Raw genomic sequence first — 16,665 nt, forward strand, 5'->3', positions numbered from 1 at the left:
AATCCTTTATTAGAGTCTCTATCGATCTAGGGTAAAGAATTAGTCTTGATGTTGTAACAAGTTTTTTAGTGCCGGCTCGATTCTTGAGTAACTAAAGATGAATCCCATCTCAGTGAGTTTCTTCGGTTTGGAGCGAATGCTGTCAAATAGCAGACAAGATGATTCGCCCATCAGAAGCGACATTGCCCATTTCGGGGTGAATAAGAAATGGGGGCGGCCTAATTGTTTAGCTAACGTGCTGCTGAACAGTTTGTTGGTAACAGGGTGAGGTGCACACATATTGAATTCCCCTTGAGCATGAGGAATTGACAGCAAATGGTTGATGGCTCTCACCATATCAAGCATGTGAATCCAAGGCATATACTGTTCACCTGAACCTAGTGGTCCACCGACCCCTAGTTTATAGGGCATTAACATTTTTTTGAGTGCGCCGCCATTTTCGCCAAGTACAATCCCTGTTCGTAGTAGTATCACACGCGTATTGTCTGATTGGGCTCTCTTGGCTATTTCTTCCCAGTGGGCACAGACTTTATGAGGAAAGCTCTCATCCTCTACTTGTAATGATTCATCAAACGGGTGTTGTTGTTGATCGCCATAATAACCGACGGCTGAACCACTAATGAAAACCTCAGGCGGATTGCTGCTGGCATGAATTAACTCGACCAACTTTTCTGTGATGTGCCAGCGGCTACTGCAGATTCTCTCTTTTTGTTCTTCGCTCCAACGCTTGTCGGCTATCGGTTCGCCAGCAAGGTTAACCACCACATCGAAGTCATTAAGATTGCTCAGTTCGTCAAGGGATTGAATGTAATGAAGGTTGTTCTGGTTCAGGTGATTTAGATTTTGTTTCGCATTTTCAGGACTCCGCGTCAGCAATGTCACGTCGTCAGTGTTCCAACTCTTGACTAATTCAGAGCCAATAAATCCAGTACCACCAGTTAACAATATCTTCATACCAATCTCCCTATTAAACATAATTATAGACATGGCTTGTTTTTAGTCGCCAATCAATACGAAAAAATCACTATAACGATCATAAGGTTTCAATCGTGTGATGCCCAAATTACGCCTTTTTCAATTTACTCAGGGTGAAATTAAATTCATTTGGTCAAGATGTGTATCGCTATCACACTTATGCACTTTATTCGGATATGTTACCAACTGCGTAATATTTGTCACATAAGGAATTATAAGGATTTGCCATGATTATTAGTAATTCATAATCAGCAACAAGGAATTGCGATGACGGCGGTGCTTGCTTTGTTTCGATCCATGTTAGGTAGCCTTAGGGATCTATTGCCAATCGTAGCGGTAATCGCTTTCTTTCAGCTTGCTGTTCTGCAAGAGCCACTCCCTCATCTGTTGTCTATTTTGACTGGCTTAGTGCTGGTGGTATTTGGTCTGACTTTCTTCATCTTTGGCCTTGAAATGGGGTTGTTCCCGATTGGCGAATCGATGGCTCAAGCATTTGCGCGAAAGGGCAGTGTGTTCTGGTTATTGACCTTCGCTTTCTGTTTAGGATTCGGCACCACCATTGCCGAGCCCGCGTTAACCGCAGTCGCTGCCGAAGCTGCAGAAGTGGCAGCCGAGGGAGGAGTCATTCCTAATTCATTAGATGAAATGGAGCAGTATGCCGATGGCCTGCGCTTTACTGTGGCGTTGTCGGTTGGCATTGCTATTTTACTCGGCGTGTTACGAATCTTAAAAGGTTGGCCAATTCAGTACATGATCATTGGTGGTTATATTGGTGTGGTGGCGCTCACTGCTTTTGCTCCTGAAAATATTATTGGGATTGCGTACGACTCTGGGGGGGTCACAACATCGACGATCACCGTTCCTTTGGTAACAGCGTTGGGCGTTGGCTTGGCCTCGGCAATTAAAGGACGCAATCCGATGATTGATGGGTTTGGATTGATCGCGTTTGCTTCATTGTTACCAATGATGTTTGTCATGGTGTACGGAATGGTGGTGACATGATCAGTGCTCAACAATTTATCGATACCTTTTTAGGCACTGTGATGGATGTGATTCCGATTGCGGTCATCATCTTTGGTTTTCAGTTAGCAGTGCTGCGTAAGCCAGTCAATAACCTAGCCAAAGTACTCATTGGTTTCTTTTACGTCATTCTTGGTTTATCACTTTTTCTGATGGGCTTGGAGCTTGCGTTGTTCGCTCTAGGGGAAACGATGGCAATGCAACTCACTGAACCAAGCTTTTTGGCTGAGTTTAAGATCAGCTCTGGTCTTGCATTGACTTGGTTTGATTATTACTGGGTCTATCTTTTCGCGTTTTGCATTGGTTTCAGTACCACGATAGCCGAGCCTTCTTTGATCGCTGTGGCGATTAAGGCAAACCAAGTTTCCGGTGGCAGTATCAGCGTCAATGGATTGAGGATCGCCGTGGCATTAGGGGTTGCTATCGGTATCTCACTTGGCAGCTATCGTATCGTTGCGGGTGACCCGATCCATTACTACATCATTTTTGGTTATGTCATCGTGGTCATTCAAACCTTTTACGCCCCAAAACTCATTATTCCACTGGCCTATGACTCGGGCGGCGTAACCACGTCAACGGTGACAGTCCCTTTAGTAACGGCGCTCGGGCTTGGGCTCGCTTCAACCGTACCAGGACGAAACCCTGTCATTGATGGTTTTGGATTGATCGCTTTTGCCAGCTTATTTCCCATTATATCGGTGATGAGCTACGCCCAAATAACTCAATGGTTAAACCGTTTACACACCTCTAAGGAGAGCAAAGATGCGCTTTAAATTGATCTTAGCGTTTGTAGAAGAGAGCAAGACCGACACCGTGCTCGATGCCGCGCGTGATGCGGGCGCAACCGGAGCAACGGTGATTAACAATGCCAGGGGGCAGGGGTTAAACCAAAAGCGCACCTTCTTTGGGTTAACGTTAGAGGTGCAAAAAGATGTATTGCTGTTTGTTGTCGAAGAGCATCTAGCAAGGCATATCCTAGAAAGGATCAGTGAAGTGGGTGAGTTCGACCAAGAGTCAGGACAAGGTATAGCAGTGCAGATCGACGTCGAAGATGCCGTCGGGGTAGCGCATCAAGTCGAAACATTAACTAAGGTTGTGGAGGATGAACTATGAATACCAATGACAAGATTCGTGTGAGTGACGTAATGGCCAATACCTATGTGATTATTGATGGGCTAACCACGGTGTTGGAAGCGATAGAGATGGCGAAGAAACACAAAGTAAAGGCCATCATTGTCGATAAACGCCACGCAGACGACGAGTACGGCATTGTATTGATGAATGACATTGCCAAGAAAGTACTGGCTAAGAACCGTTCTACCAAGCGTACTAATGTTTATGAGATCATGACCAAGCCAGCGCTAAGCGTGTCTGCTGAGATGAACGTAAAGTATTGTGCTCGCCTGTTTGAGCGCTTTGGTATCAGTCGTGCGCCAGTAGTGCGTGACAACAAGATAGTCGGTATGGTTAGTTACAATAATATCGTGATCAACGGCATGGCGAGAGATGACGTGTAGCATTTAGATACGTACAATAGGCTCATAAATTTTATGGAGAAGTACGTGTGAAATTATTTTTTGCTTCAGACCTACACGGTTCGCTGCCCGCAACAGAAAAAGTATTAGAGCTATACCGAACGTCTGGTGCGCAATATTTAGTGTTATTGGGTGACATTCTGAATCATGGACCAAGAAACCCGATTCCAGAAGGATACAATCCGCCGGTGGTTGCAGAAAAGTTGAATGCGTTTTCTCAAGAGATTATTGCTGTTCGTGGCAACTGCGATAGCGAAGTGGATCAGATGCTGTTGTCTTTTCCTATGATGATGGATTATTCGTGGGTACTATTAGAATCAGGCCAACGTATCTTTCTAACCCATGGTCATTTATACAACACCAACAAACGTCCAGCGCTGAAAGCGGGTGATATTATTGCCCATGGCCATACCCATGTTCCAGTTGCAGAATATCAAGATGATATATTTATCTTTAACCCTAGTTCGGTGACATTCCCACGAGATTGCCACGCGGCGAGCTACGGTATATATGAAAATAATACGTTCAAAGTTATTAGTCTTGAAGGTGATGAGCTTGTGAGTGGCCAGCTATAAACTCTCGTAGTCAGTTTCATCAACATTTAATAGGGGGACGGAACTTGAATCTGTCACTGCTATAAAAAGGCTTATTTTGAGTCTACGTGGCCGAGGTCTCTGTCTGGAGCAATGATTTTTCGCACTCTTTGCTTCAGAATTTTAGCCTCTGGAAAACCTTCATCTGTTTTTCTTTCCCAAATCTGTACACCATTACAAAAGATTTCGAATCTGCCTCCGGTATCTGGATGCAAGCTTACTTGTTCAATTTCCTCACTGAAGGTATGAAGCAGCTCTTGGCATAACCAACTAGAACGAAGCATCCAATTGCACTGGCGACAGTAATATATGGATATGGAAGCCTTAGCAATTGATGTCGCTGTTTGAGTAGGTTCTGTTCTCATGGATGCTCCTCTAAACGCTATAATAGTAATTTCCTACTGGTATCATTGCTCCAATGACGAGATGGAGCACGGATAGCAAAAAAGGGGCGTCATGCCCCTTTTCCTATTGGTTTACCGTTTCATGGTATTAGCCATTGGAATGCAGTAAATAGCTTTCCAATCTTAGTTTGAAAACAATACGGTAGAACCATGATTTAAGCTAGTCAGTAACAGTGCCTTCGGGTTAACGATGTCAATGCGACGACTTTGCTCAGCGTCCATCTTAATGACTTGAGTGATAAGCTCTAGTTGTTCTTCAGAAAAGTCTTGGCGCTGAGCAGAAGTCACATCTTTAAACTCTGTTGGTGAAACCAGTAAGTAGTTATCGTTAATATCCCACTGACCTGTTTCAGAGATGTTGATGACATTTGCAGGTGCCGTTTGAGTGCCGTACAGTCTAACCACAGACATTCTCAGGTACGTACCATTGGGTAGGTACTTTGCATTCGATGACAGTTCAACTTTACGAAGTGGGCCAATTGAATCAGCTTGTTTGTTGTCGCTAATTAGAGTCACCATTTTCGATTGCCATTCATGCTGAGTAAGCAAGCGCTCTACTTTTGCATCGCTGCCCCAATGTAGCCAACCACTTAAAAACGCAGATAGAACCAGTAAAATAATTGATACTTTTAATTTCATGTTACTGACCACCGTTACAAATGTCGTTTACATCCGACTGGTTTGCGTAAATTCTTAGGGTTACATTTTCGCTTGAGTACTCTTGCGGGTGAATGTAGTTGAGAGCAAGGTTGTTGGTTTGTCCACCTGTTGCAATCACTTCAGTCGGCTTTAGCATACCAGTGTGATTAGTGTTGTAACGCAATACACACTTCTCTATCGCTGGCAGCCAACTACTGAGATCTGGGTGATTAATCGGTGATTGAACTTTTACACCATCCACTTCAGCCAATGTTTTGAACTTAGACTCTGCCGGGTTAGTAAACGTTAATACCAAAATTGGCATGATGAAAGCAGCAAGCAGTAACGAAAACGTTAACCACTTATCGGTGCGTTTTGCCGGAGTCGCAACAGGAGTTGTTGCTGGTTCTGCTTCAACCTTAGTTTCTTGAACGTTCGCAATCGGTTCAGGTTCAACCGTTTCAGTGCTCGCTTCTTCAGCCGCTGTCGGTGTTGCAAACGTTAGGATAGGTTCTACGTCATTTTCTGCAATTTCAGCCGCTACTGGCTGATCATTTGATGAAAATGGAGCAGAGCGCTCGACCGTCGCAATAAATTGGTAACCGCGCTTAGGCACTGTTTTTACGAATTCTGGAGACTTGGTCGAGTCTTTGAGCATCTTTCTCAGGGTCGATACTGCTTGCGTTAAGCTTGAGTCATCAACCTCAAAGCCTTGGTCTCGCCAAACATACTCATGTAATTCATTGCGAGTGATAACTTCATTGGGTCTTTCTGACAGCATCAGGAGAATGCGGCTTTCATTGCTGCCAAGACGTACGACTTCGCCGTCGCTCAGTTGGTCAACAAGTGAGTTGCTGTTTGGATCGAATACGAACCGCTGTGCGAGAATAAACTTTGTGCCGATATTGCTCATTGAATTCTTCTATTTTGGATGATTTTGGGTGCGAAATAGACAAATCTCAGGTGAAGTTCCGTTAATTCTTCACCAAATCATGGCTTCTTTTATGTTCTTTTATATTTATCAGACTCAAGGATAATAAAAACAGATCAAAAAAACAGTGTTTTTATGATTTTTGACCTTGAATTTACATTTGTCATCCTCATGTTAATGAACAGAAGAGTGGCATCAAGTGTTACGCCCCTATGATTATTCAACATAAAGTATAGATGTTTTGGAGTAAAAATGAGCGAAACGGCAACGCAAAATAAAGAGACTCGTGGCTTTCAATCTGAAGTAAAACAACTACTTCATCTAATGATTCACTCACTGTATTCAAATAAAGAAATCTTTTTACGTGAGCTGATCTCTAACGCATCTGACGCGGCTGATAAGCTTCGTTTTCAAGCTCTATCGAACGGTGACCTTTACCAAGGTGATGCAGATCTAGGTGTAAAACTTTCATTCAACGCTGAGGCAAATACGTTAACGATTTCTGATAACGGTATCGGTATGAGCCGTGACAACGTTATTGAACATTTAGGCACAATCGCTAAATCAGGCACTGCAGACTTTTTCTCAAAGCTATCTGAAGACCAAAGCAAAGACTCTCAATTGATTGGTCAATTTGGTGTTGGTTTCTACTCTGCATTCATCGTTGCTGACGCGGTAACGGTTCGCACACGTGCCGCAGGTCTTGCAAGCAATGAAGCGGTGCAATGGCACTCTGCTGGTGAAGGCGATTACACAATTGAAGACATCACAAAAGAGTCTCGTGGTACTGACATCATTCTTCATATGCGTGAAGACGGTAAAGAGTTCTTAAATGAATGGCGTCTGCGTGAAGTGATTGGTAAATATTCTGACCACATCGGCATTCCAGTTTCTATCTTCACAGCTGTGAAAGATGATGAAGGTAAAGACACCGAAGAGAAACACTGGGAACAGATCAACAAGGCGCAAGCGCTTTGGACTCGTAACAAGTCTGATATCGAGAAAGAAGAGTACCAAGAGTTTTACAAGCACGTATCTCACGACTTTGCTGATCCACTGACGTGGAGCCACAACAAGGTTGAAGGTAAGAACGACTACACAAGCCTGCTTTACATCCCAGCTAAAGCACCTTGGGACATGATGAACCGTGACCATAAGAGCGGCTTAAAGCTTTATGTACAGCGTGTATTCATCATGGACGATGCTGAACAGTTCATGCCATCTTACATGCGTTTCGTTCGCGGCTTGATTGATTCAAACGATCTGCCTCTGAACGTGTCGCGTGAAATCCTACAAGATAACAAGGTGACTCAGTCTCTTCGTGGTGCATGTACCAAGCGTGTGCTGACTATGCTTGAGCGCATGGCGAAGAACGACAATGAAAAGTACCTTGAGTTTTGGAAAGAGTTTGGCCTAGTAATGAAAGAAGGCCCAGCGGAAGACATGGCGAATAAAGAGAAGATCGCTAGCCTGCTTCGTTTCTCATCAACGGAAGTGGACTCGGCTGAACAAACCATCAGCTTAGCGTCTTACGTAGAGCGTATGAAAGAAGGCCAAGATAAAATTTATTACCTAACCGCGGATAGCTACGCTGCTGCTAAGAACAGCCCACACTTGGAGCAATTCAAAGCAAAAGGTATTGAAGTGGTTCTAATGTACGATCGCATTGACGAGTACGTAATGAACTATCTGACTGACTTTGACGGTAAACAGTTCCAATCGATCACTAAAGCGGGCTTAGATCTAAGCAAGTTCGAAGGTGAAGAAGAGAAAGAGAAACAAAAAGAGACAGAAGAAGAGTTCAAGTCTGTTGTTGAGCGCACTCAATCTTACCTAGGTGGTCGTGTTAAAGAAGTTCGTACGACCTTCAAGCTAGCAACAACACCTGCGGTTGTTGTCACTGACGACTTCGAAATGGGCACGCAAATGGCTAAGCTTCTTGAAGCTGCGGGTCAAGCGGCACCGGAAGTTAAGTATATCTTTGAGATTAACCCTGAACACGCACTTGTGAAACAGATGGCTGATGAAGCTGATGAGCAAGCGTTCGGCCGTTGGGTTGAATTACTCCTTGGCCAAGCTATGCTAGCTGAAAAAGGCTCAATGGAAGATCCGTCACAATTCTTGGGTGCAATCAACGAGCTACTAACAAAGCGTTAGTCTTTCGACTTTAGGTTAAGTCAATAATTGTAATAAAAAGCTCGCAAATGCGGGCTTTTTTTATGAACGTCGCTGAAAATTGACCTAACGTGGTCAACGTCACCGTTATCGTCACAACAAATGTTGTCGATGCATTCTTTAGTCGTAAATTCAGCCAAATTGAATATTAATGTGATAGAATGCTCGACCTAATCAGCTGGGGCTAGGAAGCTACTATCTCCAGTTGTATGATTTTTAAACGTTATACCGAAACTTACCGTTTTGCTTCTGTTCACAGTTTTGCTTAGCCTCAATGGTTACTTAACTCTTTCTGTTCATCCTAAAAATGAGCAAGAATGGAGGGATAGTGAGCTTCGGTATAAATCATAATTTTATAAGAGGATTAAACATGCGCATCATTCTTCTAGGTGCTCCTGGCGCGGGTAAAGGTACTCAAGCTAACTTCATCATGAACAAATTTGGTATCCCTCAAATTTCAACTGGTGACATGCTACGTGCTGCTATCAAAGCGGGTACTGAGCTTGGTAAGCAAGCAAAATCAGTAATCGACGCTGGTCAGCTAGTTTCTGATGAAATTATCCTTGGTCTTATCAAAGAGCGTATTGCTCAAGATGACTGTGAGAAAGGTTTCCTACTAGACGGTTTCCCACGCACAATCCCACAAGCTGATGGCCTAAAAGAAATGGGCATCGCTGTTGATTACGTTGTTGAATTTGACGTAGCTGATGATGTGATTGTTGAGCGTATGGCTGGTCGTCGTGCTCACCTTCCTTCTGGTCGTACATACCACAATGTGTACAACCCACCTAAAGAAGAAGGTAAAGATGACGTAACTGGTGAAGAGCTAGTTGTACGTGATGACGACAAAGAAGAAACAGTTCGTGCACGTCTAGGTGTATACCACGATCAAACAGCTCCGCTAATCTCTTACTACGGTAAAGAAGCTGAAGCAGGTAACACTCAGTACCTTAAGTTTGACGGTACTAAGCAAGTTGCTGAAGTTAGTGCAGAACTTGAGAAAGCACTAGCATAATTGGCTAACAGCCAGTTTTAGAATTTGATATATTGGAAGCGACCTTAAGGGTCGCTTTTTTTGTTTCAATTTTTAGTACGATACCAATCTAAATAATTCGATTACACATCGTTCAAGACGAAACCGTTTTTGATGAAGGTGGCTCACAATCGAAAGTAGATGTTGTGATATCCCGTTTAAAGAATGATTATTCAGACATTTAGTGGGAAGCAATGATCTTAAACTTATGCAGATTAGTATATTACTTTCCAGAAAATCACATATTGGTCTCAGGTATCTATGGAAAATAATAAAAAGCAGGGCGTTTTACTGGTGAATTTAGGTACGCCTGATTCTGCGACCCCAGCTGGCGTTCGTCGATTTTTGAGTGAGTTCTTGCACGACAAGCGAGTAGTAAACCTAACTCGTTGGCTTTGGTGTCCTATTCTGCATGGGGTGATTCTTCCTATTCGTTCACCTAAGGTTGCGAAGCTATATCAGTCGGTTTGGATGGATGGTGGATCACCTTTGCTCGTTTACTCGCAGAGACAAGCGGAAAAGCTAGAGAAAAAATTAGAGATGCCGGTTGCATTGGGAATGACCTATGGTAACCCAAGCCTTAAGACGGGTATCGAACAACTGATGGAGCAGGGCGTTGAAGACGTTATTGTATTGCCTTTGTACCCTCAGTACTCAGGTACAACGACAGCGGCTGTTTCTGATGGCTTAACCAAAGCTTTTAAGCAGATGCCTGTAATCCCAAGCTATCGCTTTATTCGCGATTACTATTCACACCCGAGCTATGCCAAAGCACTGGCTGAAAGCGTTCGCAGTCATTGGGATCAAAATGGCAGAGCTGATCACTTGGTTTGTTCGTTCCACGGCATTCCGAAGCGCTTAGCTGATGAAGGCGATATCTATCCACAGCACTGTGAAGCAACGACAAAACTGCTTGCAGCAGAGCTAGGTTTATCTGAAGAAGACATCACCATGACCTACCAATCTCGATTTGGTCGAGAGGAGTGGTTGAAGCCATACACTGATGAGACGCTTGAATCACTGCCAAACAAAGGCATCAAGAAGATCGATATCATGGCGCCTGCATTCTCGGTGGATTGCTTGGAAACATTGGAAGAGATTTCAGACCAGTGTAAAGAGACTTTCATCGAAGCTGGTGGCTCAGACTTTAGCTACATTATGTGTCTTAACGATAGAGACTCACATATCGACATGATGGCTGAACTAGTAGCGCTTCATCGCTAATTGATGTGTCGATTGAATAGATAACAAAAGGGCTGCTCATTGAGTAGCCCTTTTTGATCTTGATGTTTCTTCTTGAAATGGATCTAGATATTAAGCCACCGACGTTTCTGCTGTCTCAGCTTTTGGTTCTGCTTCAAGCGTCATGTTGGTTTCTACACCATGCATCCATGATACAAGCTTACCAGCACAAAGAAGCAATAATACGCCACTAATTGTTGCTGTAATCGCGATACCACCAAAGATAGACATCGCGCCAAGTTCACCAACGTGAGAACCCACTAGGCCTGCTACGTAGTTTGCAACCGCATTGAAGCCGAACCAAGCACCCATCATTAGTGATGCTAAACGAAGTGGAGCTAGCTTAGTGACCAACGACAGGCCAATAGGAGATAGACAAAGCTCGCCAAGGGTATGGAAGAAGAAAGCACCGACTAGCCACAGCATTGATGTTTTCACTGTTAGGTCGCCGCCTTGCTCCATTACCGCACCCATCATGCACACAAAGCCAAGTGCTAAGAAGAACAACGCCATCGCAAATTTAACCGGTGAGTTGGGTTCACGCTTACCTAATTTCACCCAAAATGCAGCGATGATCGGTGCAAGTGTAATGATGAAGAATGGGTTCAGAGATTGGAACCAAGCAGCTGGAACTTCAAAACCACCAATCATACGGTCAGTATATTGTTGAGTGTAGATGTTCATTAGGCCGCCAGCTTGTTCAAAGCCAGCCCAGAAAACGATCACGAACAGACCCATAATCAGAATAACTTTTAGTCTGTCGAACTCTTCTTTGGTGAGTGGCGCTTTCTCTTTTGATTTGTTCAGCTCTTTTGCTCGAGCAGCCGCAGGCACAGAACCGATGTTGCCTAACCAAGATTGAGCCATCGTCATCTGCATGATCAAGCTAATAACCATACCAATACCAGCAGCCAAGAAACCTGCTTTCCAGCCGAATGAATCGACTGCTGCACCCGAAATCAAGCCACCAAGTAGCGCGCCTAAGTTGATGCCCATGTAGAAAATGGTGAAAGCACCATCACGGCGGTTATCACCTTCCTGGTACAAGTCGCCAACCATGGTCGAGATGTTTGGCTTAAACATACCGTTACCACTGATAAGCAGTGCTAAACCAAGGTACAGAGCGTTGACTTGGTCTAAGCCAATAAAACCGTTAGGTAGGGCAAGTGTGAATTGGCCTAGAGCCATTAATACACCACCAATCAGGATCGATTTACGTTGTCCTAGGTAGTTATCGGCAATCCAGCCACCAATTAATGGTGTGATGTAGACTAAACCCGTGTAGATCCCGTAGAGATCGAGTGCGTCTTTTGTTGACCAACCAAGGCCACCATTAAGGGTGGTATCAGTTAAGAATAAAACAAGAATTGCACGCATTGCATAGTAGGAGAAACGTTCCCATAGCTCTGTGCTAAATAGTAGAAATAGGCCTCTAGGGTGGCCAAAGATGTTGTGGTTGCTTGGCATAAGTTTTACTAATTTTAGGTATTAAAAGATTTTATAGTCATTCATGTATACACAGTGGGATAAAAGTCTGCAATAGACGTATTTTATGGTTACGATAACTTGATTTGGTTAAGTTGTTGATATTAAAAGTATTTGTTTTTAATGTTGCCCATTTAGGGTGTGCTGCAAACTAATTTTCCAGATTTGAGCTGGTTGGTTAATAACCGTTTTAAATGATCTGTTAAATAAAAATGTTTAGATGTATTTGTCTATTGTATCGTTTTGGATTTAAATGGAATGGCGTTCCAGTTTGAGTGCGGCATACATATGCTTACAACAATGAGTCTTTTGATCTTTAAATGATCCTTGTACAATGCTTAACCACTTTCGATTCCTATAACTTTTTGTTGATAAATTGGTCTGCTACGCATTATTTCTTGTTAGTAATGACTCATTTTATGAATGGCGATTTAACCGTTTTAGGCATGTGGTAAAATATCTAAAAATATGAAATGGCTGGTTAAATGAAACGTTGGTATTTGCTTTACTGTAAGCGTGGTGATCAAAAACGCGCTCAGCAGCACTTAGAGAATCAAGGGGTAGAGTGCTTTTACCCTCAAATAGAAGTCGAAAAGGTGGTGAGAGGGAAAGAAAAGCAGGTCAAAGAACCGCTGTTTCCGTCTTACATCTTTGTTCGCTTCGATTATGAGCAAGGTCCTAGCTTCACGACCGTTCGTTCAACACGTGGCGTTGTGGACTTTATTAAGTTCGGTGCTCGGCCGCACGAGGTCCAAGGAGACTTAGTGTTTGAGCTCAAAGAGTTCGAGAAGTGCTGCAGCATAGAAACTGAAGATTGTTGTGTTGAGTTTGAATCTGGGCAGGTAGTTAAGATTCAGAGTGGCCAATTTGCTGGGGTTGAAGCTATTTTCGATCAGAAAGACGGTGAGGCTCGATCGATTATGCTGGTGAAAATGATCAGCCAAGTGGTTCCAATCAGTATTGAGAACGAAGCACTACAAGCTCGCGCATAACTGCAGTAATAAAAATAGGCTTAAAACAAAAGGCGCATAATGCGCCTTTTTTAGTCTTTAGGATTTGTTCAAAACGCTCTAAGCGTTGTAAGCATCGTTGTGAACGGCTTGTACTGCACGTCCAGATGGGTCGACACAGTTTTTGAATGACTCATCCCACTCAATCGCTTTCGCTGATGAACAAGCAACTGAAGGACCACCAGGCACACATTCTGCCGCTGATTCTAGAGGGAATAGCTCCTCAAAGATTTCACGGTAAGCATAACCTTCTTTGGTTGTTGGCGTGTTGTAAGGGAAACGGAACTTAGCAGCTTCCATTTGTTGATCCGTTACTTTTGCTTCAGCCGTTGCTTTCAATGTATCAATCCAATCGTAGCCAACACCATCAGAGAACTGCTCTTTTTGACGCCATGCGATTGAATCTGGTAGGTAGTCTTCAAAACACTCACGCAGGATGTGCTTCTCCATCTTACCGTTGCCACACATCTTATCTTCAGGGTTCAGACGCATTGCGACATCGATGAACTCTTTATCCAAGAATGGTACACGGCCTTCAACCCCCCATGCCGCTAGCGATTTGTTTGCACGAGCACAGTCGAACATGCTTAGAGCAAGCAGCTTACGTACTGTCTCTTCGTGGAACTCTTTCGCGTTTGGCGCTTTATGGAAGTAAAGGTAGCCACCAAAGATTTCATCAGCACCTTCACCAGACAGTACCATTTTGATGCCCATTGCTTTGATCTTACGAGCAAGCAAGTACATTGGCGTTGATGCACGAATCGTCGTTACATCGTAAGTCTCGATGTGGTAGATAACATCACGGATGGCATCTAAGCCTTCCTGAATAGTGTAAGTCATCTCGTGGTGAACAGTACCGATCTTGTCCGCAACTTCACGAGCAGCGATAAGATCTGGCGCGCCTTCAAGGCCAACAGCGAATGAGTGCAGTTGTGGCCACCAAGCTTCAGATTGCTCATCATCTTCGATACGCATCGCAGCAAAGCGTTTAGCAACGGCAGAAGTAATTGATGAATCAAGGCCACCAGATAGAAGTACACCGTAAGGAACGTCAGTCATTAGTTGACGTTTAACAGCTGCTTCTAGCGCCTCAGTCAGTTCTTCTTTGCTTGTGCTGTTACCTTGTACTGCAGCGTACTCGTTCCAATCGCGGATGTAGTAGCGTTGAGGTTCTGCATCTTTCGAAGAGTAGAAGCTACCAGGAGGGAATTCACTGATCGTTTTACATACTTCAACCAATGCTTTCATCTCTGAAGCAACGTAGTAGTTGCCGTGCTCATCGTAACCTTGGTAAAGCGGGATAATACCAATATGGTCGCGGCCCACTAGGTACTCGTCTTTCTCTTCGTCGTATAAAACGAATGCGAAAATACCGTTAAGTTCTTCTAGAAGGTCTGCACCCATCTCTTGGTAAAGCGCTAGGATAACTTCACAGTCAGAATCAGTCTGGAACTGGTACTTATCTTCATAGCGTGCGCGAAGTTCTTTGTGGTTATAAATTTCACCGTTCACTGCAAGAATGTGCTTTTTGTCTTGGCTGTATAGTGGTTGAGCACCACTGTTCAAGCCAACAATAGCAAGACGTTCATGAGCAAGGATTGCTTTTTCACCTGCATAGATACCAGACCAGTCCGGACCACGGTGACGAAGCTTTTTAGACATTTCTAAAGCAATAGGGCGAAGTGCTGCGGCATCACTTTTAATGTCGAGAATGCCAAATACTGAACACATAGAACTTCCTTTTAAATAATTTCCAAATCAACTGCATTCAATTTGCCATTCTGGCTAAAAAAAGCAACCGGATATGAGCAAAAAAATAATATAAAGGGTGTTATGTTAGAAATTATCTAATTTTTATGTGTTTTTGATGTGTGACGTTTAATTGCGGTTGGTTTTTTAAACAAAAACCTCTCAAAAGTGCGAAAAATAGGCAGTTTTGAGAGGTTTAGTTGAATACAGTTTAATGCTAGATTTTATTGATATTTGGATTTAACTGCTCGCAAACGTGGCGAGCAAAACCACTACCAGCCTCGCTGTAAATGTTAAATGCCGCATCAACGCCATTCTCTTTCAGTGTTTCGAGTTGATCTGGATATTCAGCAATAGCCGCAATCTGGCCTTTAAAGTTACGTGACTTCAGTTGTTCTAAAGCGGTTTGATTACCTTGGTGGTGAGGCATTGCCAAAATTACCAGTTTTACGTTTGCTGTATCTAAGATTCGTTCCCAAAAATCTGGGTCTGTCGCATCGCCAGAAATCACGTTTCTGCCATGGCTTCGGTGGTTGTGCGCGGCTTCTTCACGAACTTCGACCCCTAGGCTGACTTTACCATAGCGAGAACGTAATTCGTCATAAGCACCAGTACCAATTCGGCCCATACCAAGAATAAGTACTTGGGCACGACCTGGGTCAATTCGCTTATCACGTCGGTGAAGCTTTTCTGACGCATGCTCTTTCAGCCATTTACCTGACTGCTGATAGAGTTTGTGACCTGCTCGGTTTAAAGGTGCAGCGATTAAGAATGACAGTGAAACCGCAATGGCGACGGCAACTAAGATATCACCAGACATCCAACCCATCTTGAAGGCGAGGCCACCAACGATGAGGCCAAATTCGCTGTAATTAAACAGTGATAGAGAGGCGAGTAGAGATGTTCGAACACGGAACTTGAAACGGTTAAGCACTAAGAAGTAGAGAACCCCTTTCACTGGCAGCATCAGTAAGAACAAAACTGCAAGCATAAAGCCTTGAATGGTTGGTTGCTCTGACAAACCAATGTTCAAGAAGAAACAGACAAGGAAAAGCTCTTTGAGATTAAACAGAGACTTCGAGAGCTCCGAAGCCTTTGGGTGGCCTGCTAGCAACATACCGAGGATAAGTGCACCTAAGTCTGGTTTAACACCAACCAAATGGAATAAACCAGCACCGACGACTAATGCGAAGAAGATGCCGGATAGAACTAGCATTTCACCATGACCAACCCAATCGAGCACTTTGTAGAACAGTGGACGTAATAAGGGCAGGGCAAACAGGGCAATCGCATACCACTCAGGTATTTTGCCCGTAGAAGCCGTTAGGAATACTACGGCGAAGATATCCTGCATGACCAAGATACCAATCGCCAACGTTCCGTAGGTCGCATTCATTTCGCCTTTCTCTTGCAGAGTCTTAACCGCAAATACGGTACTAGAGAATGAAAGAGCAAAACCGAGCAGAACGATCTGTTCTACCGACATGGCGGCTAGCGATGAAATACCTAAGAATTTAAAACCAAACAGGGCGACGGCGAAAAACAGAGTGGATAAAAGGTTGTGGATTGTCGCGCCAGCCCAGATCTCCTTAGAGAGTAGGGTTTTTATGTCGAGTTTTAAGCCGATAGTAAATAGAAGCAGCGTGACACCAAGGTCAGCCAAAGTAATGATGGTGTCATTGGTTTCAAAGCCAAAGGCAAAAAGCCCAAAGCCTGCAACCAAAAAACCAACTAATGGGGGAAGGTGACACTTTAAAGCAATAAATCCTGCGATAAACGCAGTGGATATTAATATAAGTTCCATAACTTGTTGTTGTAGTTCCCTAGCTTAAAAAAACGGGCCGTGTTCATACAAACACGGCCCGCGGAAAATC

At 43.7% G+C, this 16,665-nt stretch carries 16 protein-coding genes; 9 read left to right on the forward strand and 7 right to left on the reverse strand.

Features of this window, described 5'->3' with window-relative positions; translation table 11 throughout:
* Positions 1-39: 39 nt before the first annotated feature.
* A complete protein-coding gene (locus tag L4C44_RS09940; protein ID WP_428804964.1) occupies positions 40-954 on the reverse strand; it encodes a TIGR01777 family oxidoreductase in 915 nt (304 codons plus the stop codon).
* A gap of 288 nt (positions 955-1,242) precedes the next feature.
* On the opposite strand from L4C44_RS09940, the gene L4C44_RS09945 reads away from it, so the two are divergent.
* From L4C44_RS09945 to yfcE, 5 genes are read left to right on the forward strand one after another with little or no spacing between them, the layout of a single operon-like run.
* Positions 1,243-1,977 (forward strand): DUF1538 domain-containing protein, encoded by a 735-nt coding sequence (locus tag L4C44_RS09945; protein WP_327783590.1) that lies wholly within the window; start codon positions 1,243-1,245, stop codon positions 1,975-1,977.
* Positions 1,974-2,768, forward strand: coding sequence for a DUF1538 domain-containing protein (locus L4C44_RS09950; protein ID WP_428804965.1), 795 nt, complete (start codon positions 1,974-1,976; stop codon positions 2,766-2,768). Before L4C44_RS09945 ends, L4C44_RS09950 begins: the two co-directional genes overlap by 4 nt.
* Positions 2,758-3,108 carry a P-II family nitrogen regulator gene (locus L4C44_RS09955; RefSeq protein WP_054547637.1) on the forward strand — a complete coding sequence of 117 codons (351 nt, stop codon included), beginning with the start codon at positions 2,758-2,760 and terminating at the stop codon, positions 3,106-3,108. Before L4C44_RS09950 ends, L4C44_RS09955 begins: the two co-directional genes overlap by 11 nt.
* Complete coding sequence (locus L4C44_RS09960; RefSeq protein ID WP_428804966.1) at positions 3,105-3,512, forward strand: CBS domain-containing protein; 408 nt, start codon at positions 3,105-3,107, stop codon at positions 3,510-3,512. The genes L4C44_RS09955 and L4C44_RS09960 overlap by 4 nt, the downstream gene beginning before the upstream one ends.
* Positions 3,513-3,559: 47 nt before the next feature.
* Positions 3,560-4,105 (forward strand): phosphodiesterase, encoded by a 546-nt coding sequence (yfcE, locus tag L4C44_RS09965; protein ID WP_428804967.1) that lies wholly within the window; start codon positions 3,560-3,562, stop codon positions 4,103-4,105.
* Between the two features lie 71 nt (positions 4,106-4,176).
* Here yfcE and L4C44_RS09970 read toward each other — a convergent pair whose 3' ends face one another.
* The 3 genes from L4C44_RS09970 to L4C44_RS09980 all read right to left on the reverse strand — a co-directional run bounded on the left by L4C44_RS09970 (position 4,177) and on the right by L4C44_RS09980 (position 6,079).
* Positions 4,177-4,455, reverse strand: a complete 279-nt coding sequence (locus tag L4C44_RS09970) for an Rdx family protein (RefSeq protein WP_428805014.1) — start codon at positions 4,453-4,455, stop codon at positions 4,177-4,179.
* 195 nt (positions 4,456-4,650) lie between these two features.
* Positions 4,651-5,166 (reverse strand): regulatory protein ToxS, encoded by a 516-nt coding sequence (locus L4C44_RS09975; protein WP_061019528.1) that lies wholly within the window; start codon positions 5,164-5,166, stop codon positions 4,651-4,653.
* 1 nt (position 5,167) lies between these two features.
* Complete coding sequence (locus L4C44_RS09980; RefSeq protein ID WP_146490383.1) at positions 5,168-6,079, reverse strand: transcriptional regulator; 912 nt, start codon at positions 6,077-6,079, stop codon at positions 5,168-5,170.
* Between the two features lie 270 nt (positions 6,080-6,349).
* Between L4C44_RS09980 and htpG the strand changes: the two genes are divergently transcribed.
* The 3 genes from htpG to hemH all read left to right on the forward strand — a co-directional run bounded on the left by htpG (position 6,350) and on the right by hemH (position 10,529).
* Positions 6,350-8,254, forward strand: coding sequence for a molecular chaperone HtpG (htpG, locus tag L4C44_RS09985; RefSeq protein ID WP_061019530.1), 1,905 nt, complete (start codon positions 6,350-6,352; stop codon positions 8,252-8,254).
* A gap of 388 nt (positions 8,255-8,642) precedes the next feature.
* Positions 8,643-9,287 (forward strand): adenylate kinase, encoded by a 645-nt coding sequence (gene adk, locus L4C44_RS09990; RefSeq protein WP_060982203.1) that lies wholly within the window; start codon positions 8,643-8,645, stop codon positions 9,285-9,287.
* A gap of 279 nt (positions 9,288-9,566) precedes the next feature.
* The gene (hemH, locus tag L4C44_RS09995; RefSeq protein ID WP_428804968.1) at positions 9,567-10,529 is read left to right on the forward strand and encodes a ferrochelatase; all 963 of its coding nucleotides are present in this window, start codon (positions 9,567-9,569) and stop codon (positions 10,527-10,529) included.
* A 90-nt stretch (positions 10,530-10,619) separates the two neighbouring features.
* Here the strand turns inward: hemH and L4C44_RS10000 are convergent, their stop codons facing one another.
* Positions 10,620-12,014 (reverse strand): peptide MFS transporter, encoded by a 1,395-nt coding sequence (locus L4C44_RS10000; RefSeq protein ID WP_123311293.1) that lies wholly within the window; start codon positions 12,012-12,014, stop codon positions 10,620-10,622.
* A gap of 503 nt (positions 12,015-12,517) precedes the next feature.
* Here L4C44_RS10000 and rfaH point away from each other — a divergent pair.
* Positions 12,518-13,024, forward strand: a complete 507-nt coding sequence (rfaH, locus tag L4C44_RS10005) for a transcription/translation regulatory transformer protein RfaH (RefSeq protein WP_061019532.1) — start codon at positions 12,518-12,520, stop codon at positions 13,022-13,024.
* 78 nt (positions 13,025-13,102) lie between these two features.
* On the opposite strand, the gene asnB is transcribed toward rfaH, so the two are convergent.
* A complete protein-coding gene (gene asnB, locus L4C44_RS10010) occupies positions 13,103-14,773 on the reverse strand; it encodes an asparagine synthase B (RefSeq protein WP_017062196.1) in 1,671 nt (556 codons plus the stop codon).
* 235 nt (positions 14,774-15,008) lie between these two features.
* Positions 15,009-16,595 (reverse strand): cation:proton antiporter family protein, encoded by a 1,587-nt coding sequence (locus L4C44_RS10015; protein ID WP_285954943.1) that lies wholly within the window; start codon positions 16,593-16,595, stop codon positions 15,009-15,011.
* Positions 16,596-16,665: the final 70 nt, after the last annotated feature.

Source organism: Vibrio satsumensis (assembly GCF_050337435.1).
GTDB lineage: Bacteria > Pseudomonadota > Gammaproteobacteria > Enterobacterales > Vibrionaceae > Vibrio > Vibrio satsumensis.

Excerpts from the sequence above, each read along its gene's own strand:
- L4C44_RS09940 (WP_428804964.1), bottom strand. The coding sequence starts at position 954 with ATGAAGATATTGTTAACTGGTGGTACTGGATTTATTGGCTCTGAATTA.
- L4C44_RS09945 (WP_327783590.1), top strand. The coding sequence starts at position 1,243 with ATGACGGCGGTGCTTGCTTTGTTTCGATCCATGTTAGGTAGCCTTAGG.
- L4C44_RS09950 (WP_428804965.1), top strand. The coding sequence starts at position 1,974 with ATGATCAGTGCTCAACAATTTATCGATACCTTTTTAGGCACTGTGATG.
- htpG (WP_061019530.1), top strand. The coding sequence starts at position 6,350 with ATGAGCGAAACGGCAACGCAAAATAAAGAGACTCGTGGCTTTCAATCT.
- L4C44_RS09955 (WP_054547637.1), top strand. The coding sequence starts at position 2,758 with ATGCGCTTTAAATTGATCTTAGCGTTTGTAGAAGAGAGCAAGACCGAC.
- L4C44_RS09975 (WP_061019528.1), bottom strand. The coding sequence starts at position 5,166 with ATGAAATTAAAAGTATCAATTATTTTACTGGTTCTATCTGCGTTTTTA.
- L4C44_RS09960 (WP_428804966.1), top strand. The coding sequence starts at position 3,105 with ATGAATACCAATGACAAGATTCGTGTGAGTGACGTAATGGCCAATACC.
- hemH (WP_428804968.1), top strand. The coding sequence starts at position 9,567 with ATGGAAAATAATAAAAAGCAGGGCGTTTTACTGGTGAATTTAGGTACG.
- adk (WP_060982203.1), top strand. The coding sequence starts at position 8,643 with ATGCGCATCATTCTTCTAGGTGCTCCTGGCGCGGGTAAAGGTACTCAA.
- L4C44_RS10000 (WP_123311293.1), bottom strand. The coding sequence starts at position 12,014 with ATGCCAAGCAACCACAACATCTTTGGCCACCCTAGAGGCCTATTTCTA.
- L4C44_RS09980 (WP_146490383.1), bottom strand. The coding sequence starts at position 6,079 with ATGAGCAATATCGGCACAAAGTTTATTCTCGCACAGCGGTTCGTATTC.
- asnB (WP_017062196.1), bottom strand. The coding sequence starts at position 14,773 with ATGTGTTCAGTATTTGGCATTCTCGACATTAAAAGTGATGCCGCAGCA.
- rfaH (WP_061019532.1), top strand. The coding sequence starts at position 12,518 with ATGAAACGTTGGTATTTGCTTTACTGTAAGCGTGGTGATCAAAAACGC.
- L4C44_RS10015 (WP_285954943.1), bottom strand. The coding sequence starts at position 16,595 with ATGGAACTTATATTAATATCCACTGCGTTTATCGCAGGATTTATTGCT.